Raw genomic sequence first — 23,442 nt, 5'->3', positions numbered from 1 at the left:
TCGCCGCCATGCTCAAGATCGACACCCACGCCCACTACCTGCCCCGCACCTGGCCGAACCTGGCCGAGAAGTACGGCGACCCGCGCTTCCCGGTGATCCACCACGAGGACGGGCGCGCGCGCATCTACAAGGACGGCAAGTTCTTCCGCGAGATCTGGTCCAAGACCTGGGACCCGGCCGAGCGCATCGCCGACTACGCGAAGTTCGGCGTGCAGGTGCAGGTGCTGAGCACGGTGCCGGTGATGTTCAGCTACTGGGCCAAGCCGCAGCACGCGCTGGAGCTGCACCAGGCGCTCAACGACCACATGGCCGAGGCCTGCCGCGACCATCGCCGCCACTGCGCCGGCATCGGCACGGTGCCGCTGCAGTCGCCACGCCTGGCGGTGCAGGAGCTCGAGCGCTGCGTCGACCAGCTCGGCCTGCAGGGCGTGCAGATCGGTTCGCACATCGGCGACTGGAACCTGGACGCGCCCGAGTTGCTGCCCTTCTTCGAGGCGGCGCAGGACCTCGGCGCGGCCATCCTCGTGCATCCGTGGGACATGATGGGCAGCGAGTCCATGCCCAAGTACTGGATGCCCTGGCTGGTGGGCATGCCGGCCGAACAGAGCCGCGCGGCCTGCGCGCTGATCTTCGGCGGCGTGCTCGAGCGCTTCCCGCGCCTGAAGGTCTGCCTGGCCCACGGCGGCGGCAGCTTCCCCTACACCATCGGCCGCATCGAGCACGGCTTCAACATGCGCCCGGACCTGGTGGCCACCGACAACCCGCACAACCCGCGCAGCTACCTGCCCAAGCTCTATTTCGATTCGTGGGTGGCCGACAACCGCGCGCTGCGCTACCTGCTCGACACCGTGGGCGTGCCGCGGGTGATGCTGGGTACCGACTATCCGTTCCCGCTGGGCGAGCAGGTGCCGGGCGCCGGCATCGCCGCGCTGGGCCTGGGCGAGGCCGACGAGGCGCGGCTCTACCACGGCACCGCGCTGGAATGGCTGGGCCTGCCGCTGTCGAGGTTCGAATGAGCATGGACATGGCCGCCGCGCAGGCGCTGGACGCCGCCGATCCGCTGCGCGAATTCCGTTCGCGCTTCCATATCCCGCAGCACGAGGGCGTGGACCAGGCGTATTTCTGCGGCAACTCGCTGGGCCTGCAGCCGCGCGCGGTGCGCGCGGCGCTGGTGCAGGAACTCGACGACTGGGCGGCGCTCGGCGTCGAGGCGCATTTCCGCGGCAAGCATCCGTGGATGCCCTACCACGCCGAAGTCCGCGAAGGGCTCGCGGCGCTGGTCGGCGCCCTGCCCTCGGAAGTGGTGGCGATGAATTCGCTGACCGCCAACCTGCATTTCCTGATGGTGAGTTTCTACCGGCCGACGCGCGAGCGGCCGGCGATCCTGATCGAGGCCGGCGCGTTTCCGTCCGACCGCTACGGCGTCGAATCGCAAATCCGCTTCCACGGCTTCGACCCGGCCACCGACCTGATCGAGCTGGCCGCCGACGAACCGGGCGGCACGATCTCGATGGAGGCGATCGAGCGCACGCTGGCCGAACACGGCCATCGCATCGCGCTGGTGCTGTGGCCGGGCGTGCAGTACCGCACCGGCCAGGCCTTCGACCTCAAGCGCATCACCGAGCTGGCGCACGCGCGCGGCTGCGTGGTGGGCTTCGACCTGGCGCACGGCGCCGGCAACCTGAAGCTGGCCCTGCACGACAGCGGCGTCGATTTCGCCGCGTGGTGCCACTACAAGTACTGCAACTCCGGGCCGGGCGCGGTGGCGGGTGCGTTCGTGCATGAACGCCACGCGGTGACCGACCGGCCGCGCTTCGCCGGCTGGTGGGGCCACGACCAGGCCACGCGCTTCAAGATGGGCCCCGAGTTCCGGCCCACGCCGGGCGCCGAGGGCTGGCAGCTGAGCAACCCGCCGATCCTTGCGCTGGCGCCGCTGCGCGTGTCGCTCGATCTGTTCGCCGAGGCCGGCATGGACCGCCTGCGCGCGAAGTCCGAGAAGCTGACCGGCCACCTCGAGGCGCTGATCCAATCGCGCGTGGCCAACGTGCTGGACGTAGTGACGCCCGCCGACCCGGCGCGCCGCGGCTGCCAGCTCTCGCTGCGGGTGCAGGGCGGGCGCGAGCGCGGCCGCGCGCTGTTCGAATTCCTGGAAGCCCGCGGCATCGTCGGCGACTGGCGCGAGCCCGACGTGATCCGCATCTCGCCGGTACCGCTGTACAACCGGTTCACCGACCTGCACCGCTTCGTGGACGCGGTGGAAAGCTGGCGCGACGGCGGCTGACCGTGCCCCACCTGCGCCGCGACTCGTTCACCCTGCTGCGCGAGCTGATGCGCTGGCGGGTGGCGATGGTGCTGTCGGTGCTGATCTTCGCGCTGATGATCGTGCTGGGCGTGATCAACACGCGTCTTGGGCTGGCCGATACCGCGCAGCTGGCGTGGATCTCGCTGGCGGTCGCTGGCGGCTGCATCGCGGCGCTGCTGGCGCTTCCCAAGCACCACGGCGGCACGGTGTTCTTCGTCAGCATCGCGGCGCTGCTGGTGGGCGTGATGGTGTTCGGCCTCCACCACGACCGGCCGATGCAGCACTGGGCCTACATCTTCCCGCCGGTGCTGGTGTTCCTGGTCTCGTCGCGGGTGGCGCTGGCCGGCATGATCGCCTTCGGCGCCTACGCCTCGGCGATGCTGGCGCCGCTGGTGCCGGCCATCGACGTGGTGCGTTTCTCGAGCGGCTACGGGCTGCTGGTGTGCTTCATGTTCACCTACGCGCTGCTGCAGGAGCGCGCGGCGGTGATGCTGCGCTACCACTCCGACCACGACGCGCTGAGCAATTGCCTGAACCGGCGCACCTTCAACGAAGCCGTGGAGCAGCTGGCCAGCGGCCGCACCCCGGCCGCCGGCTGCGTGTTCCTGCTGATCGACATCGACCATTTCAAGGCCATCAACGACCGCCACGGCCACCTCGCCGGCGACCGCATCATCACCTTGGTCGCGGCCGAGCTGGGCCGGGTGCTGGACGCCGACATGCCGCTGTTCCGCTACGGCGGCGAGGAGTTCTCGGTGCTGCTGGCCGACCAGGACCCCGAGGCCGCGCGGGCCATCGCCGAGCGCCTGCGCGCCGCGGTGGCCGCCGCCGATTTCCAGGGCGTGCCGGTGACCATCAGCATCGGCCTGGCCGCCTGGCGCCGCGGCGAAGGCAGCATCACCGCCGCGCTCGACCGCGCCGACCGCGCCCTTTACGAAGCCAAGCGCGGCGGCCGCAACCGCGTCGTCGCCGACGCCCCGACCGCCTGAACTTTCCGGACGAATTGCCCGTGCAACCCAAGCCGCAACACCCGATCACGATCGCCGGCGCCGGACTGGCCGGCGCCCTGCTCGCCACCCTGCTCGCCCGCCGCGGCTGGGCCGTCGAAGTGTTCGAGAAACGCCCCGACCCGCGCCGCAAGGGCTACGAGGGCGGGCGCTCGATCAACCTCGCGCTGGCCGAGCGCGGCCTCGATGCGCTGCGCCAGGCCGGGCTGCAGGACGTGGTGATGGCGCAGGCGGTGATGATGCGCGGCCGCATGGTGCACCCGCTGGGCGGCGGCGAGCAGCTGCAGCGCTACGGCCGCGACGACAGCGAGGTGATCTGGTCGGTGCACCGCGGCCGGCTCAACATCGCGCTGCTGGATGCCGCCGAAGCGGCGGGCGCGAAGATCCACTTCAGCCACCGGCTCGACGGCGTGGACTTCGACGCGCGGCGCGCGCGCTTCGTCAACGACCACGACCGCACCGCGCGCGAGCTCGACTTCGAGGCGCTGCTGGGCTGCGACGGCGCCGGCTCGGGCGTGCGCGAGGCGCTGCGGCCGCGGCTGGCGCTGGGCGAGCGCTTCGAGCCGCTCGGCCACGGCTACAAGGAGCTGGAGATCCCGCCGGCGGCCGACGGTGGCTTCCGCATCGAGCCGAACGCGCTGCACATCTGGCCGCGCGGCGGCTACATGTGCATCGCGCTGCCCAATACCGAGAAGACCTTCACGGTGACGCTGTTCCTGCCGATGCAGGGCGAGCCGAGCTTCGCCACCCTGCCCGACCTGGCGGCCGCGCGAGACTTCTTCGCCCGCGACTTCGCCGATGCGCTGCCGCTTCTGCCCGAGTTCGACGCCGACTGGACCGACAACCCGGTCAGCGGCCTGGGCACGCTTAGCTTGCAGCGCTGGCACCTGGACGGCCGCGCCGTGCTGCTGGGTGATGCGGCGCACGCGATGGTGCCCTTCCACGGCCAGGGCATGAACTGCGCGTTCGAGGACTGCATCGCGCTGGACCGGCATATCGCCTCGTCGGCCGACTTCGAGACGGCGTTCGCTGGCTTCGAGGCCGAGCGCCGGCCCAACGCCGATGCGATCCAGGCGATGGCGCTGGAGAACTACGTCGAGATGCGCGACCGCGTCGATGACGCCGACTACCTGCTGCAGCGGCAGCTGGAAGTGAAGCTGGCCGAACGGCATCCGGGCCGGTTCATGCCGCGCTATTCGATGGTGAGCTTCACGACGATTCCCTACGCCACCGCGTTCGAGCGCGGCAAGGTGCAGCGACAGATCCTGATCGAGGCCACGCGGGGCCGGGCCTCGCTGGACGAAGTGGATTTCGACGCCACCGATGCGCTGGTGCGCGAGAGGCTGGCGCCGCTCTGATGGCCGCCAGCTTCCTCTGGTACGACCTCGAGACCTTCGGCCGCGACCCGCGGCGGACGCGCATCGCCCAGTTCGCGGCGATCCGCACCGACCACGAGCTCAATCCGATTGGCGAGCCGATCAGCCTGTTCTGCCAGCCGGCCGACGACCTGCTGCCCTCGCCGGGCGCGACGATGATCACCGGCATCACGCCCCAGCAGGCCAAGGCCGACGGGCTGCCCGAGGCCGCGTTCATGGCGCGCCTGGCCGACGAATTCATGCAGCCGCAGACCTGCGCGGTGGGCTACAACTCGATCCGCTTCGACGACGAGTTCGTGCGCTTCGGGCTGTACCGCAACTTCCACGACGCCTACGAGCGCGAGTGGCGCAACGGCAATTCGCGCTGGGACCTGCTGGACGTGCTGCGCCTGGCCGAGGCGCTCCGCCCGGAGGGCCTGGAATGGCCCCTGCGCGAAGACGGCGCGCCCAGCTTCAAGCTCGAGCACCTCGCCGCCGCCAACGGCGTGCGCGAGGGCGATGCCCACGAGGCGCTGAGCGACGTGCGCGCGCTGATCGGCCTGGCCCGCAAGTTCAAGGCGGCCCAGCCCAAGCTCTGGGACTACGCCTTTGCCCTGCGCGACAAGCGCAAGGTGGCCGCGCTGATGGACGTGGCGAACCTGACGCCGCTGCTGCACATTTCCTCGCGCTACCCGGCCAGCCGGCATTGCGCCGCGCTGGTGGCGCCGATCGCGCGGCACCCGAAGATCGAGTCGCGCCTCCTGGTGTGCGGACTGGACGAGGAGCCCGACGCGCTGCTGGCGCTGGAACCGGACGAGATCGCCGACCGCCTGTACACGCCGGCCGCCGACCTGCCCGAGGGCGAGCGCCGCATTCCCCTGAAGGAAGTGCACACCAACAAGTGCCCGATCCTGCTGCCGCTGGAGCACCTGCGCGCGGCGGATTTCGAGCGGCTCGGCATCGACCGCGACGCGTGCCTGGCCCGCGCCGAACGCCTGCGCGCCGCGCCCGGCCTGGCCGAGAAAGTGCGCCGCGTGTTCGCCATCGAAACCGCGCGCGAGCCCGCGGATGCGGATGCCGCGCTCTACGACGGCTTCCCCAGCGACGCCGACAAGCGCCTGTTCCCACGCGTGCGCAGCGCCTCGCCTTCCGAGCTGCCCGACCTGGGCCCGCGCTTCGACGACCCGCGCTACGCCGAACTGCTGTTCCGCTACCAGGCCCGCAACTGGCCCGATACCCTCGACGCCGCCGGCCGCGACCGCTGGAACGCCTACCGCCGTACCCGCCTGGGCGGCCCGAGCGGGCTGTCGGAATACGATTTCACGAGTTATTACGCCGAAATCGAGACACTGCGCGCCACCACGGAGCCCGGCCCCAAGCAGGCCTGGCTCGACGCCCTGCAGGCCTGGGGGCAAGCCCTGGAACGCGAGCTGGCATGAGCACCTACTTCAGCGACAAGACCTTCAAGTTCCTGCGCGCGCTGGCGCGCAACAACAGCCGCGAGTGGTTCAACGACCACCGCACCGACTACGAGACGCACCTGAAGCAGCCCTTCCAGGCGCTGATCACCGACCTCGCGCCGGACCTGCTCACGATCAGCCCCCACTACCGCGCCGACCCGCGCGGCAACGGCGGCTCGCTGTTCCGCATCCACCGTGACACCCGGTTCTCGAACGACAAGACGCCCTACAAGACCTGGGGCGGCGCGCGTTTCTTCCACGCCCGCAGCAAGCAGGTGGCGGCGCCTTCGTTCTACCTGCACATCCAGCCCGGCGGCTGCTTCCTCGGCGGCGGCATCTGGCACCCCGAGCCCGACGTGCAGCGAAAGATCCGCAACTTCCTGGTCGACAACCCCGCCGGCTGGCAGGCCGTGGTGCAGAAACCCGCCTTCAAGCGCCGCTTCACGATGTGGGGCGACGCCCTGACCCGCCCGCCGCGCGGGTTTCCCGCCGACCATCCGCTGATCGAGGACATCAAGCGCAAGGACTTCACCGCGGGCGAGGCACTCGAAGACGAAACCGTGCTGGGCCCGCGCCTGCGCCAGGCCATCGTCTCCGGCTTCACCGGCGTGGCCCCGCTTGTCGACTACCTCTGCGCCTCCCTCGACCTCGAGTTCTAAGCCACGACAGCTGGCCCCAAGGGGCCCGCCCAGCAACGCGACATCAATGAAAATCTCGAAGTCCGCTTCCGGCCTATTCCGTTGAAAAACTCGGTTGAATCGACCGGCTGAAGCTGGTCCACTAACTTCCCATCGATCCAGCGGAAATCGCAGCGATGATGGGACGTCAGGAAGCCGGGCAAGCGCCCCTGTTCTACGCCTTCAACCTCGAAGACCACGTCCCGGCCAGCCACATGCTCCGCGGCATCGACCGCTTCCTGGACCTGGGTGAGCTGCACCAGCATCTGGCCCCGCACTACAGCCACACCGGCCGCCCGTCGATTGATCCGGCCCTGCTGATCCGAATGCTGATCGTCGGCTACTGCTTTGGCATCCGCTCGGAGCGGCGGCTGTGCGAAGAGGTCCACTTGAACCTGGCGTACCGCTGGTTCTGCCGGCTCGGCCTGGAAGATGCCGTGCCGGATCACTCGACGTTCTCCAAGAACCGCCACGGCCGCTTCCGGGACAACGACACCCTGCGCTTCGTGTTCGAGAAGGTGCTTGAGCGCTGCCTGGCTGAAGGCCTGGTCGGCGGCGAGGGCTTCGCGATCGACGCCAGCGTCATCAAGGCAGATGCCAACCGACAGAAGGGCGTGCCGGGTGTTGACGCCGCCTGGGACCGGGAGATGCCGCTCACGCGCCCGATCCGCGAGTATCTGCAGGCGCTGGACGACGCCGAGGCGCCGCGTACCCCACCCAAGAATGTGTCGCTGACCGACCCGGCGGCGCAGTGGACCGCCGCGCCCGGCGGCCCGGCCTTCTACGCCTATTCGACCAACTACCTGATCGATGTAAAGGCGGGTGTCATCGTCGATGTGGAGGCCACGCCTGCGTATAAGACCGACGAGGTCGAAGCAACACGGACCATGGTCGATCGGGTCGAGCAGCGCTTCGATCTCAAGCCGACCCGGCTCATCGGCGACACCGCCTACGGCACTTCGGAAATGCTGGGCTGGATGGTGGATGAGAAGGGCATCGAGCCCCACGTGCCGGTCTGGGACAAAGCCGAGCGAAAGGATGGGTCGCTCGGGCGGTCCGACTTCCGCTGGGACGCGGACGCGAACGAGTACCGCTGCCCCCAGGGCAAGCCACTGCTATCGAGCGGCAAGCCAACCGCCGACAACACGCTGATCTATCGCAGCAACCTTCACGACTGCGCAGGCTGCGAGCTGAAACCGCGGTGCTGCCCCAACACGACGCATCGAAGGATCGCCCGCCAGGTGAACGAGGCCGCACGGGACGTGGCGCGCCAGTTGTCGACGACGAAGAGATATGCCCAGTCACGGCGACATCGGAAGAAGGTCGAGATGCTGTTCGCGCACCTCAAACGCATTTTGCGATTAGACAGGTTGCGGCTACGCGGCCTGAAAAGTGCCCGAGATGAGTTCCTATTGGCGGCAACCGCACAGAATTTACGAAGAATGGCAGCGTGGTTGATGCCGAAAAGCCCCGAAGCGGCAATGGCAACGACCCTTTGAGGACAAAGGGCGCTTGCGCGCCCATTTTCCCGTCGCCCTTGGTCAAATAATCATCGATCCGGCCGAACCGCCGGACCCAGCCGCCCGCCAGAAAGCGAGTTTTTCAACGGAATAGGCCAGAAGCGGACACCCTCCTCACACCAGATGACCCCTGCGCAGTGCGGTGCCACTGAGTGGCATCGGCTTGGACGAAAGGCTAGGCCGCCGCCTTGCGCGCGTGATGGTCGGACGGGACGAGTGTCCAGGTCATCAGGATCAGGGAGACCGCCAAAGCAACATCCAGCGAGCGCTGTAGCAGGCCTCGCCATGGCGCGAGATCCGGCTGGAACATCATCAAAAACACGACTGGAAAGGCGATACCGACCAAAAGCATAAAGACCCGTCGGAACGCGAACGCGCTGAATTTCGGGGCTAGGGAGACAAAAGCAATGCCGATACCCATGCCGAAATAAGTCACGATAGCGTACAAGTTATGCATGCTTTGGCTGGTTGAACCCTCTATCGGACAACCAGCATCGCAAGGAGCAAATAGAGCAAGAAAGAATGACGCAGGAAGTGACCACAACAGCCAGAAGCCCAAACGGCTGATGCCAGACACTTGAACGATGGCCGAGGCGGAGACCAGGTAAGCCGACAAGAGAGCGGAAGTGGCAACGAAGCCTGCGTAAGTGAGTGTTCTTGCCCAGGCAGTCCCCGTTGCGTTGTATTCGCTCACGAAGTTGGATATCTGTGAATATCCCGGCTTTATCGCGCTACCGATAAAATAGAAGCCGATGACGTACAGAATGGATGCGACCAGAAGCCGTCGAGTGAGTTGTGCTCTGTCCATGGATCCCCAAAAACGTATCGCGCGGCCTGACAACCCTATGTACGGACGCTAAGGTCCGGTTATTCATCCAGTGGCACTGCGTGCTCGTAGCCAATGACCCGACAGTTGTTTTGGAGTTTAGGCAGAGTTTGCCCGGCAAACAAACCGGGCAAGCCCGGACACCACTCCTGCTCTCCTTCCGCGCTCAGCGCGTCTCTGGCTGCGCTTGATGGGCACCCAGTTTTCCGCTTCGGGTCGAAGGCGGTCACCGCACAACAGCTGCCAACTCGACCACGCGGCCATAAAAGCACTTTCCTTAAACGGTCGTCACGAGACTTTTTCCCGATACCCGCCGGCGCGAAGCGATGATGTATTCGGATCGACATCCCGGCCCGGCTAGTCCGCAGTCCGCCGCACGCGAGGCCCCTTTCCCGGGGTATCGAAAACATGGACGTTTTCGATAAGCCCCCATGGACGGGTTCACGGCGTCCCCGGGAAAGGGGCCTCGTGTGCGGCGGACTTTCGCGATGATCGATCCCGGCTCGATCAGAAGCTTCGGGACTGAAGTCCCTCCCACAGGATGCGGGGCGTACTGACGCGTTGCAGCATCGAAATGTGTTGACCTTCACGTTTTGCGGCGGGCATGGTCGGTGTCCATACGCCGGCGCAGGGGAGCGCCGGTTCAACCGGACGTGGCCACCCAGGGAAGGGGGAATCGCGTTTCGCATCGAGTTCCTGGGGAGGGATCGTGCGCTATCTACTCTTGGCTGCTTTGGCGGCCGCTTCAAGCCTGTGCGAGGCCAATACCGGCGTCGCCTTCGTCCACGGCACCGGCAAGCAGACCAACGCCGCCGCTGACTACTGGCAGTCGCCCTTCATCAACAACGTGCGCGGCGGGCTGGTCGATCCGAACAACTACGTCGTCATCAACTGCGACTTCGAGAAGTACATGTGGGACAGCGCGGCCGCGGGTTGCCTGGCCGGCCAGCTGACCACCTTCATCAACAACCGCGGCATCACCCGCCTGATCGTGATCACGCACAGCAACGGCGGCAACGTGATGCGCTGGATCCTGTCGAACCCGACCTGGGACAGCCGCTACCCGAACATCATCGCCAAGACCGTGCGCGTGAACGCGCTGGCGCCCTCTTCCGCCGGCACGCCGCTGGCCGATGCGGTGATCGCCGGCAATGTGTTCGAGAGCGCGCTGGGCTGGCTGCTGGGCTACAAGAACGACGCCGTGCGCATGCAGCAGACCAGCTGGATGGCGAGCTACAACGCCAACTGGCTGCTGGGCACCGCCGGCCGCCCCGCCCTGCCCAAGACCTTCCGCAGCGTGGTGGGCACGGACGTGGACTCGGCGATCTGGGATGGCGACAGCTACTGCGGCGGCTACGCCGAGAACGTGGGCCTGGAGACCACGCAGAACTGGCTGAACTCCTGCTCCGACGGTTTCCTCAATTGCTCCAGCCAGTCGGCAGCGGGCTACGTGTGGTTCCAGGACAAGAGCCGCATGGCCGGGTCCGAGCCGCTGTCGCACAACCAGAGCCGCCGCGCGTGCTTTGGCCTCGACACCATCCTGCGCAGCGACATGAGGTCCTGAGCCATGAAGAAGACCCTGTTGTTTTGCCTGATGTCCCTTTCCCTGTCGGCCCAGGCCGCGAACCTGCTGCCGCCGGGCAGCCGCGACCAGGCGCCGTCGCGCCTCGTGTCGGCGCCCGCGCCGGCCGGTGAGTTCGAGCGCAAGCCGGTGGCCTTCGCCTGGGCGCTGGACCCGTGGGCCGAGCTCGAGGCGCCCGCGCCCTTCGTGGCCGAGAGCCGCGAGTACTGGGCCCTCGCGGAAGCCAGCGAAATGCAGGCCGGCCTGAGCATCGACACGACCGCCCCGGGCGCGCTCATCCGCGTCAGCCCCGCCGCCGGTAGCGACGCGGTGGAGCCGGGCCAGCTGCGCATGCTGCGCAACGGCAAGGCCATCGCCGAGCCGGAGACGTTCGCGCGCCGCGCCAATGCCGCCCAGCTCAAGGCCGCGGGCATGGAGGTGCCGGACGGCTCCGCCATCGTCCAGCTCGCCCCCGAGCAGGGCAAGGGCCGCTTCCAGGTGCAGCTGGCCGAGGCCAAGGGCCGCTACCTCGTGCACGTGTTCGAGCCCAACAGCGAGTACGTGCTCAAGGCCCAGGCTGGTCGTCGCAGTGTGCTGGCGGGCGACACCCTCGAGGTATCGGCCGACCTGGCGAACGGCACGTCGAAAATGGCCGGTGGCGAAGTAGGCGGCTCGCTCATCTCGCCGTCGGGACGCAGCTACGACCTCGCCTTCCGCAACGGCAAGGCGCAGATCCAGGTGCCCGACGAGGCCGGCACCACGCCCGGCCTGTGGGAGGTACACCTCTCGTCCGCCAGCTTCGACCAGGGCGCCAGCATCCAGCGCGATGCCCGCACCGCGGTGGAAGTGACGCGGCCGACGGCACGCCTGGGCGGCGGCTATCGCTTCGACGCGGCGGCGGTGCGCTTCGAGCTGCCGGTACAGGTAGCCGCGGCGGGTCGCTACGAGCTGCGCGGCACGCTGTTCGCGACCGGCGCCGACGGCGTCGCGCGGCCGGTGGCGCAGGCCCACGCGGCGAACTGGTTCGAGCCGGGCGCACGCCAGCTGTCGCTGGCCTTCGGCCGCGGCAACGTGCCCAGCGGGTTCGGGGCGCCCTACGAGCTGCGCTTCGTCGAGCTCAAGGACCAGGCCCGGATGGGCACGCTGGAAACCCGCGAACTGGCCGTGCGCGGCGCGGGCGCCACGCCCACCCCGCGCGCCGTCCGCCCGCGGGACGCGGCGGCACCGGGTCGCGGCACGGCGGGCCGGGAAACCAGCATCCGCTAGTTCCGCGCCTGCGCGAAAGCGGCGATGATGACGGCCGGGCCCGAGGGTCCGGCCGTTTTCTTTCCTGGCGCCGCCCTGCATGGACGCGAGTCTTCGTCGGTTCTCGATCTTCTATTTCTGCTACTACGCCGCGCTGGGGGCCTACACGCCCTACGTGGGGCGATGGGTGGACGCGCTGGGACATGGCGGCTACGTGGTCGGCGGCATGCTCGGGCTGTGGTACGGCACGCGTATCGTGGCGCCGCCGGCGTGGGCCGCGCTGACTTCACGCAGCGACAAACCGGGGAACTGGTTCGTGGCCGGCTGCGGGCTCACCCTGCTCTGCTTCAGCGCCTTCCTGTTCACCGGCAGCGCTTGGGCGCTGCTGGCGGTGATGGCCGTCTTCGGCCTGTTCTACAACGCGGTGATGCCGCAGTTCGAAGCCATGACGCTCACCGCACTCGGCCCGCGCGCCGACCTTTACGGCCGGCTGCGCGTGTGGGGCTCGATCGGCTTCCTGATCGTGGCCGGCACTTACGGTGCGCTGCTTGATCGCGTCGGCGCCGAGCATTTCGCGTGGGTGACGCTGCCGCTGTTCGTGCTGCTGCTGGCCGCGGCCTGGCCCCATCGCCACGACCGCCAGGTCGAGCACGCGCCCACCGCCGCCGACGCCGGCCATTTGTGGAAGCGCCCCGGCGTGCGCCGCTTCCTGCTGGTGGCGCTGCTGATGCAGGCCAGCTTCGGGCCCTTCTATGTGTTCTACACCCTGCACCTGCAGGCGGCCGGACACAGCGGCGCGACGGTGGGTGGGCTGTGGGCGCTTGGCGTGCTGATCGAAATCGCCATGTTCTGGAAAGCGCCGAAGCTGATCGCCCGCTTCGGCGCCAGCCGTTTGCTGATGGTGTGCCTGGCCGTGACCGTGCTGCGCTGGATCGTGACCGCGCTGTACGCCGAATCCCTGCCCATCATGGCGCTGGCCCAGGCCACTCACGCGCTCAGCTTCGCCACCTTCTACGCCTGCTGCATGCGCCTGATGGCCGACTTCTTCCCCGGCCGCCGCGCCGGCGCCGGCCAGAGCCTGTTCTTCGGCTTCAGCCAGGGCGTCGGCGGCGTGCTGGGCGCCGGGCTGGCGGCGGTGGCGTGGGAGCGCAGCGGCGGCGAGCTGGCGTTCCTGGCCGGTGCGGCGGTGGCAGCCCTAGCCTGGCTGCTTTATGCGCTAAGGCGTCAGTCGGTCGCCGCGGCGGCGCCGTAGCGCGCAAGCCGCTGCGCCAGCGTTCCGGTGTGCAGCTCGAAAAGATGGTTGTCGAAATCGTGGACATAGAGCGACTGGCCCTCGCCCTCCACGCGCGGCCGCGGCGGGCGGATGTCGATGCCCAGCGCCTCCAGCCGGGCCTGGTACACCGGAAGATCGGCCTCATCCACTTCGAAGGCGACGTGCTGGTAGGAACGGTCTGCCGGCGGCTCGCCTTCCATCGCCGCCAGCCAGGTACCGCCAAGCAGGAAAAACTTTTCCCGCGACAGCGAGAACTCACGGCCGGCGCTGTCATAGACCTCGCGCGCGCCAAGTCCCTCGCAGAGAAATGTCGCCATCCGCTCCAAGTCGCGGACGATGAACGTGATGTGGCTGATTCCCTTCATGGCGACCGGCTCCACCTGGCAAGCGCCGCGGCGAATGTCGGACGCAGAACCCAGGTGATTTCGCCCGTGGATTCATCCACCCCGAAGGTGCAAAAACAGGTAATTCCCTGCGCATTGGGTGCGACGTCAAGGTACTCACGAATCAGCGACCCGACACGACCGTAAACATTGGAGGCGCGATCGCGCCAACCCATCACCAAAGACATTTCCCTCGCCGTCATGGACATCCCGGGAGCGTTCATGTGGGTTCGCAGCATTTCGCGCTGGACTTCAGTGAGTCGCTCGCCCACCTTCGTCAGGATGCGATCAAAGTCATGGAGCGTGGCCTGATCAGGGGTCCTCATGTTGGCGCTGGCCAAGGCTAAGGCTCGTTGGTGACGCCGAACGGCACATGCCCGGTGGCCACGTGCTGGCTGGCGTTCTCGATGTTGTGGCGCGAATCGTCGAAGAAGATGTCGGCGCCGAAAGCCTGCAGGAACGGGCCCTTGTTGCGGCCGCCGAGGAACATCGCTTCGTCCAGGCGCACGCCCCACTCGCGCAAGGTCAGGATCACGCGCTCGTGGGCCGGAGCCGAGCGGGCGGTGACCAGCGCGGTGCGGATCGGCGAGTCCTCGCCCGGCGGGAAGGCCAGCTGCAGTTCGTGCAGGGCGGCGAGGAAGCCGCGGAAGGGGCCGCCGGAAAGTGGCTCGTTCACGCGAGTGGATTCGTTGTCGTGGAAGGCCGCGAGGCCCTCGGTCTGCGACACGCGCTCGGACTCGTCGCCGAAGATCACCGCGTCGCCGTCGAAGGCGATGCGCAGCTGCGGGTGGGCGGGCTCGTAGGCCTTGGCCGGCAGGATGGTGGCGGCGGCGAAGCCGTGCTCGAGCGCGCTGCGCACCGAGGCAGGGTTGGCCGACAGGAACAGCTGGGCGCCGAAGGGCTTGATGTAGGGCCAGGTCTCGGCGCCGCTGGTGAACACGGCGCGGACGATGCCGAGGCCGTAGTGCCGGATCGAATTGAAGATGCGCAGGCCGGTGTCGGAGGAATTGCGCGAGAGCAGCACCACTTCGACCCGCGGCGCTTCGGGCGGCGCGCCGGCGTTGAGCGCGAGCAGCTTCTGCACCAGCGGGAAGGCGATGCCCGGCGCCAGCACGTCTTTCTCGCGACTGCGCTGGAACTCGGCGTAGGCCTCGAGCCCGCTGGCCTGGAACAGCGCGTGGCTGTCCTCGAGGTCGAACAGCGCCCGCGCGGTGATGGCCACGACCAGGCGGTCGGCGGGGCGGGCGGGCGGCGCGGACAGGGGGCTCATCGCTCAGGTCAGGAACTGTTCGTTGAGGATGCGCTCTTCCAGGTTGTGCTCGCGGTCGAACAGCAGCGTGACCTGGTGCTGGCGCGATTCGCGGATGCTGACCTCGGCCACGTCGCGCACTTCGTGCGAATCGGCGGTGGCGCTGACGGGACGCTTGTAGCCGTCCAGCACCTCCAGCCGCACCTCGGTGTCGGCCCGCAGCAGCGCGCCGCGCCAGCGCCGCGGACGGAACGCGGCGATCGGCGTCAGCGCGATCACCTGCGAGCCCAGCGGCAGGATCGGGCCGTGCGCCGAGAAGTTGTAGGCGGTGCTGCCCGCGGGGGTGGCGACCAGCGCGCCGTCGCAGACCAGCTCCTCCAGCCGCACCTGGCCGTTGAGGTGCACGCGCAGGTGCGCGGCCTGGCGCGTCTGGCGCAGCAGCGACACCTCGTTGTAAGCCAGCGAATTCACGGTGGCGCCGGATTCGGTGGTGGCGCGCATCTCCAGCGGGTGCAGCACGGTGGCCTCGGCCGCGTGCAGGCGCTCGACCAGGCTCTCGGGCCGGTGCTGGTTCATCAGGAAGCCGACGGTGCCGAGCTTCATGCCGTAAACGGGGAGGCCCAGCGGGCCGTGCCGGTGCAGGGTCTGCAGCATGAAGCCGTCGCCGCCTAGGGCGCAGATGACGTCGGCCTCGCCGGGCGCGGACTGGCCGTGCGCGGCGGTGAGCTTGGCCAGGGCGGCCTGGGCTTCCGGCGAAGGGCTGGCCAGGAAGGCGATGCGCGGATGGGCGGGCAAGGGCATGTCCGAAGCTTACGGCATGTCCCGTGACGGTTGGAGGGGCGAAATGTAGGAGGGCCTTCAGGCCCGAAGCTTTTCGGCGAAAAGCTTCGGGCCTGAAGGCCCTCCTACAAAGGGGCGCCGGCGTCAGCGGGCGCCGGCGGCGACGACCTGGGCCAGGCGGCGCACGGCCACCGACAGCGTCGGGTAGTCGAGGCCGCGCAAGTTCCGCATGTCGGCGAACATGGCCATGGTGTACTTCAGCGTGGCATCGTCGCGGGCCAGCCAGGCCTCGACCAGGGCCTGCGGCGAACCGCCGGCGCCGGCCGCGCCGAGCACCTGCGCCACCAGCGAACGCTGCTGCGACTGCAGCTCGTCGCGCAGCACGCCGCGGGCCTGCGCGTGCCAGCGGCCCTCGACCGGCAGCGCTTCCACGCTGTCCATCAGCCACTTGGTGTGCAGCGCGTCGGAGAGGTTGAAGTAGGCCGCGGCCACGTCCACCACCGGCAGGCCGCGCTCGATCGCCACTTCGACGATGTCCAGCGCGTAGGCCAGGAACGGCAGGCTGGCGAAGGCCTGGGCCAGGTCTTCCGGGAAGCCCAGCTGCTGCCAATGGGCAACGTCGGCCAGCAGCTCGGCGCGGGCCTCGGCCGGCAGCAGGCCGGCCAGCGAGCCGCGCAGCGCCGCCACGCCGCCGGCGTAGCGCTCGACCTTCTCGGCGATATTGAGGTTCTCGCCCGGGCGGTTTAGCAGCCAGCGGGTCATGTTGCGCTGCAGGTGCCAGATGCTGGTGAGGGCGTCGAGCTGCGCGGCCTCGGGCACCTTCAGGTCGAGCGCGTCGATGCGCGCCCACAGCTCGCGCGCCTCCAGCACTTCGCGGCTGATGGTGAAGGCCTTGGCGATCTGCGCCGGGCTCTCGCCGGTGTCCTCCTGCATGCGCAGGATGAAGGTCGAGCCCATGCGGTTGACGGTGGAGTTGGTGACCGCGGTGGCGATGATCTCGCGGCGCAGGCGGTGGTTCTCCATGTCCTGCGCGTACTTTTCCTGCAGGGCGTTGGGGAAGTAGCGCACCAGCTCCTTCGAGAGGTAGGGGTCTTCCGGCACGTCCGACTCGAGCATCTGGTTGAACACGACGATCTTGTCGTAGCTCAGCAGCACCGACAGCTCGGGGCGGGTGAGGCCCTGGCCGCGGGCCTTGCGGTCATTGAGCTCGGCGTCGCTGGGCAGGAACTCGATGGCGCGGTCCAGCAGGCCCTCGCCCTCGAGCGTGCGGATGAAGTGGCCGAACGAGCCCAGGCGCGCCGCGCTCATCCGCTCCATCAGGCTGATGGCCTGGTTCTGGCGGTAGTTGTCGTTGAGCACCAGCTCGCCGACCTCGTCGGTCATGCTGGCCAGCAGGGCGTTGCGCTGCTCCTGGCTCAGCTCGCCGCGAAGCACCGGGGCCGAGAGCAGGATCTTGATGTTGACCTCGTGGTCGGAGGTGTCCACGCCGGCCGAGTTGTCGATGAAGTCGGTGTTGACCAGCACGCCGGCCCAGGCCGCCTCGATGCGGCCCTTCTGGGTCATGCCCAGGTTGCCGCCCTCGCCCACCGCCTTGCACCGAAGCTCGCCGCCGTTGACGCGCAGGCCGTTGTTGGCGCGGTCGCCCGCGTCGGCGTGGCTTTCGCTGCTGGCCTTGACGTAGGTGCCGATGCCGCCGTTCCACAGCAGGTCCACCGGCGCCTTGAGGATGGCGTTCATCAGCTCGTTCGGGCTGAGCTGCTCGGTGCCGGCCGGCAGGTCCAGCGCCTCGCGCACCTGCGGCGTGATCGCGATCGACTTGGCCGAGCGCGGGTGCACGCCGCCGCCCTCGGAGATCAGCGAACGGTCGTAGTCGTCCCAGCTCGAGCGCGGCAGCTTGAACATGCGCTCGCGCTCGACGTAGCTGCGCGCCGAATCCGGGTTCGGGTCCAGGAAGATGTGGCGGTGGTCGAAGGCCGCCACCAGGCGGATGTGCTTGGAGAGCAGCATGCCGTTGCCGAACACGTCGCCCGACATGTCGCCGATGCCGACGCAGGTGAAGTCCTGCGACTGGCTGTCGATGCCCAGCGCGCGGAAGTGGCGCTTGACCGACTCCCAGGCGCCCTTGGCGGTGATGCCCATGCCCTTGTGGTCGTAGCCGACCGAGCCGCCGGAGGCGAACGCGTCGCCCAGCCAGAACCCGTGCTCGGCCGAGATGCCGTTGGCGATGTCGGAGAAGGTGGCGGTGCCCTTGTCGGCCGCGACCACCAGGTAGGGGTCGTCGCCGTCGTGGCGCACCACGTCGACCGGGTGCACCACTTCACCGTCCACCAGGTTGTCGGTGATGTCGAGCAGGCCGTTGATGAAGCGCTTGTAGCAGGCGATGCCTTCGGCCAGCTGCGCGTCGCGGTCGCCGCCCACCGGCGGGCGCTTGACCACGAAGCCGCCCTTCGAGCCCACCGGCACGATGACGGTGTTCTTGACCATCTGCGCCTTCACCAGGCCCAGCACTTCCGTGCGGAAATCCTCGCGGCGGTCGGACCAGCGCAGGCCGCCGCGGGCCACCGGGCCAAAGCGCAGGTGGACGCCCTCCACGAACGGCGAGTAGACGAAGATTTCCCGGTACGGGCGCGGCTTCGGCAGGTCAGGCACCAGCGCGGGATCGAACTTGAAGCTGATGTAGTCGCGGTGCGCGCCGCCCTTCTTCTGGTAGAAGTTGGTGCGCAGCGTGGCGTGGATCAGGCTCATGTAGCCGCGCAGGATGCGGTCGTCGTCGATGCTCGAGACCACGGTGTCGAGCAGGATCTCGAGCGCGTCGGCGCAGGCGTCGATCTGCGCGGCGCGGTCCAGCGCGCGCGCCGAGGCGATTTCCTGCGGGATCGTGTCGAGCGCCTGGCGGCGCTCCTTCGGCAGCAGCCAGGCGATCTGGTCGTGCAGGGCCTGCTGGCCGGCGGCGTCCAGCGGCTGTTCGCGGCCCGGCTCGAAGCGGGCGGCGAACAGTTCGTACAGCAGTCGCGCGATCACCGGGTAGCGCTGCAGCGTCTCTTCCATGTACGGCTGCGAGAACGGCACGCCGGTCTGCAGCGCGTACTTGGTGTAGCCGCGCAGCATGGCGATGTCGCGCCACTCGAGGCGGGCGCTGGGCAGCAGGCGGTTGAAGCCGTCGTTCTCGGCCGCGCCGCGCCAGACCTCGGCGAAGGCTTCCTCGAAGGGCTTGCGGGCGGCGTCGACGTCGATCTCGCCGTTGAGCGGCTGCACTTCGAAATCCTGGATGGACAGGCGCTCGCCGTCCACGTCGATGACGTACGGGTGCTCGGTGAGGATGCGCAGGCCGAGGTTCTCCATCACCGGCAGCACGTCGGACAGCGCGATGTCGCTGCTGCGGCGGATCAGCTTGAAGCCGAGCTTCTCGCCCACGCGGTAGAAGGACACGCGCTGGTCGTCGGGACCAGCCAGCTCGGCCGCCTGCACCACGTCGGCGGCGGCGATCTGCGGGCTGACCTTCTCGACGTAGCCGGCGGGCAAGCTGCGGCCGTAGCGCTGGAACAGGCGCAAGCCCTGCTCTTCGCCCAGGTCGCGGACCAGGGTCTCGCGCAGCTCGTCGTGCCAGTCGCGGACGATGCGGGCCAGTTCGGCCTCGAGCTTGTCCTGCTCGAAGGCGACCTTGCAGCCGGCCTTCGGGCGGATCACCAGGTGCAGCTGCGCCAGCGGCGACTCGCCGATCTGCACGCTGTGGTCGAGGCGCTCGCCCTGCAGCTCGGCCATCAGCAGCGCTTCGATGCGCTGGCGGATGCCGGTGTTGAAGCGGTCGCGCGGGATGTAGACCAGGGCCGAGAAAAAGCGGCCGTAGCGGTCGCGGCGCAGGAACAGGCGGGTGCGCGCGCGCTCCTGCAGGCCCAGGATGCCCATCGCGGTGCGCTGCAGCTCGTCGGCGCTGGACTGGAACAGCTCGTCGCGCGGCAGGGTCTCGAGGATGTGGCGCAGGGCCTTGCCGCTGTGGCTGTTCGGCGCGAGGTCGGACGATGCCATCACGAACTCGTGGCGCTGGCGCACCAGCGGGATTTCCCACGGGCGGCGGTTGTAGGCGCTGGAGGTGTAGAGGCCGAGGAAGCGGTGTTCGCGCACGGCGCGGCCGCTTTCATCGAACACCAGCACGCCGATGTAGTCCATGTAGCCCGGGCGGTGCACGGTGGCGCGGGCGTTGGTCTTGGTGAGGATCAGCGCGTCGAGGGTCTGGCCCGGGGCCAGGTCGGCGGCGGCGAGGCCCTCCACCGGGCGCGGCTGCACCAGGTGGTCCTTGCCGCGCAGCAGGCCCAGGCCGCTGCCCTGCACCGCCGCCAGCTTGCGGTCGGTGACTTCGTATTCGCGGTAGCCGAGGAAGGTGAAGTGGTTGTCGGCGGCCCAGCGCAGGAAGGCCTGCGCCTCGGCGCGACCAGCGGCGTCCACCGGCATCGGGCTGGCCTCGAGGCCGTCGGCGATGCGCACCATCGTGTCGCGCATCACCTGCCAGTCGGTCACCGCCTCGCGCACGTCGGACAGCGCGGCCAGCAGGGCCTTTTCGATCGCCTGCAGGGTGTCGGCGTCGGCCTGGCGGTCGATCTCGAGGTACATCAGCGACTCGGGCAGGCCCTGGCCCACGTCCTGCAGCTGGCCGGCGGCGTCGCGGGCGAGGTTGAACACCGGGTGCGCGATCTGGTGAAGCGAGGCGCCGAACTGCGCCAGCGCCATCCGCACCGAATCCACCAGGAAGGGCATGTCGTCGTTGACGATGCGCACCACGGTGTGGGTGCTGTCGAAACCGTCGGCGGCGAGGCTGGGGTTGAAGACCTGCAGCTTGGGCGCGCCAGCCGTGCGCTGGCGGCAGAAGCCGAGGAAGGACTGCGCCACCTGGGCCCAGTCGCGCGCCGGGCGGCCCGCCAGTTCGTCTTCCGGCAGGCGGGCGAAGAAGCCGCGGGTGAAGCGCTCCAGCAGGGCCTTTTCGGCGGCCGGCAGGCCCGCCGGAAGGGCCGCGATGACGGCGTCGAGGGTGTCGGCGGAAGCCAGGGCGTGGGCGTTCATTGACTGCGTTCTCGCAGGGCGTGATTAAAGTGCGAAATTGTAGCCCTGTGGCCCAATTACGGCCAGACAATCCCCTCCTGAACCCCCGACCCCTCCGATACGCCCCAGTACGGGCCTGGGCCCAGCGATTGGCCAGGGGCGGCTGCGTTTCCTGACGCGCACGTGACCTCCTCTTGAGGACGCGTGCGATACCCGGCGGTAGGATTGCGCCGGGCCATTTGGCATGGAGGCGAGCGTGCGAATAGATCTGTCGTGGGGCCCTGATCGCGCGCGGACCCCTCAGCCCGCCGCGCGGATTGCCGAGATACTGCTCGGGGAACATGTGTCCGCCCGTTCCTTCGGCCCGGCGCTGAACTGGCTCGATGTGCTGTTCGTGCCGCTGAAGGGCCGCAACAAACCGCTGAAGGGAACCTGGAGATGGCGGGGAACGCAAGCCGAACACCTGATCATGGAAGCTGCGGCACCTGCCCTCGAGCACATGACGCTTGAGCAAGGTGTTCGCGCGTTGATCGAAGCGGTACCCGACGCGCTCGCACGCGCGGGATCTTGCCTTGATCTGCAGCTGGGTTTCGATCTGGAAGGCGCACAGGCCGCCGTCCTGAGCTGCCTCTCCGGGCAGATCGATTCGAGTGCCATCAGAAGGATTTCAGTCAACCTCGAGGTCGCGGGCGCAAACCGCATGGCGGCCACGCGCGTTGGCCACGATGCGCTTCGGCGCGAATGGAGGCGCCCGCTTACCAGATCCCTTCGTTGGGTGCGCGTCCACGCTGTCGGCAAAGCCATCTCGCGCAGCCGGCCACTGGCCGACGCCTGCCGAATGGTCGGGGGCCTGATCGGCAGCGCGCTGGCGCAGCAAGTCGAGACACCAGGCTACGACGAGATCTACGTCAACCTTGGCACCGACGACACGACGGTCCGTTACGAACGCACCGCACTCGAGGATTGGTGCGAGAACGCCTGGGCCGTGGTCGGCGAGCCGCAGCTTGCCGAACGCGATCCGGCACGCCTCCGCCGAACCGTATTCGATGCCGCTCGGGAGGCCCTGCTTGTGTTGGCCGAGGTCGACCATCTCGATGGCGTCAAGATCGCCCGCTTGCTTGGAGAAATCGACGTCGACGGACTAGCGAACGTGTTCGTCCATCGCCGGATGGAGCATGCAAGCGTGACCGCACAAATCACCTATTCACTCGGCGAGCGCAATGATCACGGCTGCATCCTTCGGCCGATCTTCCATCTGGAGGCGATGGACCTTGAAACCGGGAGCCGCATGCGATGGCCGCTCGGTCCGATCGACCTGATGGAAGCAGGCCGGGCATTGACGAGGCTCCAGATTTCCTCGCGCGAAATCCGCCTGCACTTACATGGAAAACCACTGCGCTTCCCGCTGGGCCATGTCATGGACAGCGGCCCGCGCACCGGCCCGGTAGCGAGGCGCTGACCCCGATGGCAGTGCACGGGCACGGCTTTGTTTCCGACGCGCTGATCGATCAGGCGGAGGCCGAGCTTGGACTTGGCTTGCCAGAACAGTTCAAGGCCATCTGGCGCACCCACAACTGCAACGAGCTCGCTGGCGGCTGGCGGTTCTACCCGATCTTTGACCCACTCGATCCGCGCAAGACAGCATGCTCAATCACTCATGAGAACCTGCGCGGCGCCTGGGGCGGACAGGTGCGTAGCCTGGGCTTGCTGGCGCTGGCGTCGAACGGTACTGGGAACCATCTGGTGGCGCGCATCGTCGATGGCTGTGTGGAGCCCGTGATACTGCACTGGCATCACGAGACCGGGAAATGTACGCATTGGAAGCCCGGTGTCGATGCCGTGCAGCGGGCAGCGCAGAAGTCCGCGGAGGCCCTGTCCAGGCTTAGGGCCAGGTTCGCAGGGAAGGCCTAAACGCCGTCTTGCACCGCGTGGGTTGGCCGCCCGGTTACACTCGGCGGGACCCTAGTGCTCGAAAAGGTGCCCGTGCTTGCGTAGGTTCAATCTGTCAACGCGGATGCAGCTGGACGTTCCGGTCGTGCGCAGCGGTCGGGTGATTGACAGGCTGCGGCGCCTGGGTTCATCGGACTGCCCGCTATTTATCTGCGCGCTCGAAAGTGGCCTCGTGGCAGCTGTTCCCAAGCTGAGCGTAGTACACATCGATTTCCTGGCCTCCGACCGTGAGGAGCAGGCGGCCAGCCCGGCCGTGGAGGGCAAGTCGGCATTCGCCACGGTCAGATTTGATGCCCGAAGCGTGCTGGAGGCGGACGAAGCCGATATCCGGTGGCGCATCCACCGGGCAGGGCTGCTGGCCCTGCTTTCGATTGCCGACCTGACGGCGCCCGGGCATCCGGCGTGCGGTCATCTCCGCTCGCTGCATGCCTCCTGCCCGACCGGGAGCTTTCCGGTGTTCCCGGCGCCCACCGAGGAACAGTGGGAGCTTTTCCACGACTACGCGCTGTACTCGAAGGCACGCAAAGCCGGCCTGCTCACCGTCGAGCTGTCGGGCCCTCCCGGGACCGGGCCCGAGCAGGATTTCCAGCCGGTGTTCGACCGGATGACGGCGGCGCTGGCTGCCGCGAAGCTTGGCCGCTGGCAGGGAGACAGTGGCAACGACATCGAGTTCAGATCGAAGGATCTTGCCGCTGCGCAGGCCTGCATCGAGGCCGTACTTGGGAAAGGGTTCCACGGCTCTTTCCGGTTCAGCGTGCTGCCGGACTGATCGCTCGCTGTCCGGGGCCGGATGGTCTCCGCCGCGGCCTTCCAAGCAAAG

General features: G+C 68.3%; 19 protein-coding genes. 13 read left to right on the top strand and 6 right to left on the bottom strand.

Going from position 1 to position 23,442, the window contains the following annotated elements:
• The first annotated feature begins 8 nt into the window (after window positions 1-8).
• The 7 genes from N787_RS04085 to N787_RS04055 all read left to right on the top strand — a co-directional run bounded on the left by N787_RS04085 (window position 9) and on the right by N787_RS04055 (window position 8,300).
• Entirely contained in the window at window positions 9-1,016 is a 1,008-nt protein-coding gene (locus tag N787_RS04085; RefSeq protein ID WP_034210963.1) for an amidohydrolase family protein, read from the top strand.
• Window positions 1,013-2,281: a kynureninase gene (kynU, locus tag N787_RS04080; protein ID WP_034210962.1), complete on the top strand. Its 1,269-nt coding sequence runs from the start codon at window positions 1,013-1,015 to the stop codon at window positions 2,279-2,281. Before N787_RS04085 ends, kynU begins: the two co-directional genes overlap by 4 nt.
• A gap of 2 nt (window positions 2,282-2,283) precedes the next feature.
• The gene (locus N787_RS14225; protein WP_052575112.1) at window positions 2,284-3,291 is read left to right on the top strand and encodes a GGDEF domain-containing protein; all 1,008 of its coding nucleotides are present in this window, start codon (window positions 2,284-2,286) and stop codon (window positions 3,289-3,291) included.
• 20 nt (window positions 3,292-3,311) lie between these two features.
• On the top strand, window positions 3,312-4,667 hold the full coding sequence (locus N787_RS04070; protein WP_034210961.1) for an FAD-dependent oxidoreductase: 1,356 nt from the start codon (window positions 3,312-3,314) through the stop codon (window positions 4,665-4,667).
• Window positions 4,667-6,103: an exodeoxyribonuclease I gene (sbcB, locus tag N787_RS04065; RefSeq protein ID WP_034210960.1), complete on the top strand. Its 1,437-nt coding sequence runs from the start codon at window positions 4,667-4,669 to the stop codon at window positions 6,101-6,103. Before N787_RS04070 ends, sbcB begins: the two co-directional genes overlap by 1 nt.
• Window positions 6,100-6,783 carry a DUF2461 domain-containing protein gene (locus N787_RS04060; protein WP_034210959.1) on the top strand — a complete coding sequence of 228 codons (684 nt, stop codon included), beginning with the start codon at window positions 6,100-6,102 and terminating at the stop codon, window positions 6,781-6,783. The genes sbcB and N787_RS04060 overlap by 4 nt, the downstream gene beginning before the upstream one ends.
• Window positions 6,784-6,938: 155 nt before the next feature.
• On the top strand, window positions 6,939-8,300 hold the full coding sequence (locus N787_RS04055) for an IS1182 family transposase (RefSeq protein ID WP_034210958.1): 1,362 nt from the start codon (window positions 6,939-6,941) through the stop codon (window positions 8,298-8,300).
• A 196-nt stretch (window positions 8,301-8,496) separates the two neighbouring features.
• On the opposite strand, the gene N787_RS14620 is transcribed toward N787_RS04055, so the two are convergent.
• Window positions 8,497-9,129 carry a DUF998 domain-containing protein gene (locus N787_RS14620; protein ID WP_084590613.1) on the bottom strand — a complete coding sequence of 211 codons (633 nt, stop codon included), beginning with the start codon at window positions 9,127-9,129 and terminating at the stop codon, window positions 8,497-8,499.
• A 727-nt stretch (window positions 9,130-9,856) separates the two neighbouring features.
• Between N787_RS14620 and N787_RS04045 the strand changes: the two genes are divergently transcribed.
• From N787_RS04045 to N787_RS04035, 3 genes are all read left to right on the top strand, one after another.
• On the top strand, window positions 9,857-10,711 hold the full coding sequence (locus N787_RS04045) for a hypothetical protein (protein ID WP_156968892.1): 855 nt from the start codon (window positions 9,857-9,859) through the stop codon (window positions 10,709-10,711).
• Between the two features lie 3 nt (window positions 10,712-10,714).
• On the top strand, window positions 10,715-11,974 hold the full coding sequence (locus tag N787_RS04040) for a DUF4785 domain-containing protein (protein ID WP_052575111.1): 1,260 nt from the start codon (window positions 10,715-10,717) through the stop codon (window positions 11,972-11,974).
• A 79-nt stretch (window positions 11,975-12,053) separates the two neighbouring features.
• The gene (locus N787_RS04035) at window positions 12,054-13,205 is read left to right on the top strand and encodes an MFS transporter (RefSeq protein WP_034210956.1); all 1,152 of its coding nucleotides are present in this window, start codon (window positions 12,054-12,056) and stop codon (window positions 13,203-13,205) included.
• On the opposite strand, the gene fosX is transcribed toward N787_RS04035, so the two are convergent.
• From fosX to N787_RS04010, 5 genes are all read right to left on the bottom strand, one after another.
• On the bottom strand, window positions 13,178-13,591 hold the full coding sequence (gene fosX / locus N787_RS04030) for a FosX/FosE/FosI family fosfomycin resistance hydrolase (RefSeq protein WP_034211390.1): 414 nt from the start codon (window positions 13,589-13,591) through the stop codon (window positions 13,178-13,180). The two genes, N787_RS04035 and fosX, sit on opposite strands and share 28 nt — an antisense overlap.
• Window positions 13,588-13,935 (bottom strand): hypothetical protein, encoded by a 348-nt coding sequence (locus N787_RS04025; RefSeq protein WP_169742280.1) that lies wholly within the window; start codon window positions 13,933-13,935, stop codon window positions 13,588-13,590. Before N787_RS04025 ends, fosX begins: the two co-directional genes overlap by 4 nt.
• Window positions 13,936-13,952: 17 nt before the next feature.
• A complete protein-coding gene (locus N787_RS04020) occupies window positions 13,953-14,879 on the bottom strand; it encodes a 5'-nucleotidase (protein ID WP_052575110.1) in 927 nt (308 codons plus the stop codon).
• A 3-nt stretch (window positions 14,880-14,882) separates the two neighbouring features.
• Window positions 14,883-15,653, bottom strand: a complete 771-nt coding sequence (locus N787_RS04015) for an NAD kinase (RefSeq protein ID WP_034211387.1) — start codon at window positions 15,651-15,653, stop codon at window positions 14,883-14,885.
• 129 nt (window positions 15,654-15,782) lie between these two features.
• A complete protein-coding gene (locus N787_RS04010; protein WP_084590612.1) occupies window positions 15,783-20,693 on the bottom strand; it encodes an NAD-glutamate dehydrogenase in 4,911 nt (1,636 codons plus the stop codon).
• Window positions 20,694-21,015: 322 nt separating this feature from the next.
• On the opposite strand from N787_RS04010, the gene N787_RS15115 reads away from it, so the two are divergent.
• The 3 genes from N787_RS15115 (at window position 21,016) to N787_RS03995 (ending at window position 23,391) form a co-directional block, all read left to right on the top strand.
• Window positions 21,016-22,131: a hypothetical protein gene (locus tag N787_RS15115; protein WP_169742279.1), complete on the top strand. Its 1,116-nt coding sequence runs from the start codon at window positions 21,016-21,018 to the stop codon at window positions 22,129-22,131.
• A 5-nt stretch (window positions 22,132-22,136) separates the two neighbouring features.
• On the top strand, window positions 22,137-22,583 hold the full coding sequence (locus N787_RS04000; protein WP_034210953.1) for an SMI1/KNR4 family protein: 447 nt from the start codon (window positions 22,137-22,139) through the stop codon (window positions 22,581-22,583).
• A 103-nt stretch (window positions 22,584-22,686) separates the two neighbouring features.
• Window positions 22,687-23,391, top strand: a complete 705-nt coding sequence (locus N787_RS03995) for a hypothetical protein (protein WP_034210952.1) — start codon at window positions 22,687-22,689, stop codon at window positions 23,389-23,391.
• The last annotated feature ends 51 nt before the right edge of the window (window positions 23,392-23,442 follow it).

The sequence above is a fragment of the Arenimonas metalli CF5-1 genome, assembly GCF_000747155.1.
Lineage (GTDB): Bacteria > Pseudomonadota > Gammaproteobacteria > Xanthomonadales > Xanthomonadaceae > Arenimonas > Arenimonas metalli.
The sequence above is the reverse complement of the archived record's forward strand: the minus strand, read 5'-3'. Positions and strand labels throughout refer to the sequence as shown.

Excerpts from the sequence above, each read along its gene's own strand:
- N787_RS04085 (WP_034210963.1), top strand. The coding sequence starts at position 9 with ATGCTCAAGATCGACACCCACGCCCACTACCTGCCCCGCACCTGGCCG.
- kynU (WP_034210962.1), top strand. The coding sequence starts at position 1,013 with ATGAGCATGGACATGGCCGCCGCGCAGGCGCTGGACGCCGCCGATCCG.
- sbcB (WP_034210960.1), top strand. The coding sequence starts at position 4,667 with ATGGCCGCCAGCTTCCTCTGGTACGACCTCGAGACCTTCGGCCGCGAC.
- N787_RS04060 (WP_034210959.1), top strand. The coding sequence starts at position 6,100 with ATGAGCACCTACTTCAGCGACAAGACCTTCAAGTTCCTGCGCGCGCTG.
- N787_RS04055 (WP_034210958.1), top strand. The coding sequence starts at position 6,939 with ATGATGGGACGTCAGGAAGCCGGGCAAGCGCCCCTGTTCTACGCCTTC.
- N787_RS14620 (WP_084590613.1), bottom strand. The coding sequence starts at position 9,129 with ATGGACAGAGCACAACTCACTCGACGGCTTCTGGTCGCATCCATTCTG.
- N787_RS04040 (WP_052575111.1), top strand. The coding sequence starts at position 10,715 with ATGAAGAAGACCCTGTTGTTTTGCCTGATGTCCCTTTCCCTGTCGGCC.
- N787_RS04035 (WP_034210956.1), top strand. The coding sequence starts at position 12,054 with ATGGACGCGAGTCTTCGTCGGTTCTCGATCTTCTATTTCTGCTACTAC.
- fosX (WP_034211390.1), bottom strand. The coding sequence starts at position 13,591 with ATGAAGGGAATCAGCCACATCACGTTCATCGTCCGCGACTTGGAGCGG.
- N787_RS04025 (WP_169742280.1), bottom strand. The coding sequence starts at position 13,935 with ATGAGGACCCCTGATCAGGCCACGCTCCATGACTTTGATCGCATCCTG.
- N787_RS04020 (WP_052575110.1), bottom strand. The coding sequence starts at position 14,879 with ATGAGCCCCCTGTCCGCGCCGCCCGCCCGCCCCGCCGACCGCCTGGTC.
- N787_RS04010 (WP_084590612.1), bottom strand. The coding sequence starts at position 20,693 with ATGAACGCCCACGCCCTGGCTTCCGCCGACACCCTCGACGCCGTCATC.
- N787_RS04000 (WP_034210953.1), top strand. The coding sequence starts at position 22,137 with ATGGCAGTGCACGGGCACGGCTTTGTTTCCGACGCGCTGATCGATCAG.
- N787_RS03995 (WP_034210952.1), top strand. The coding sequence starts at position 22,687 with ATGCAGCTGGACGTTCCGGTCGTGCGCAGCGGTCGGGTGATTGACAGG.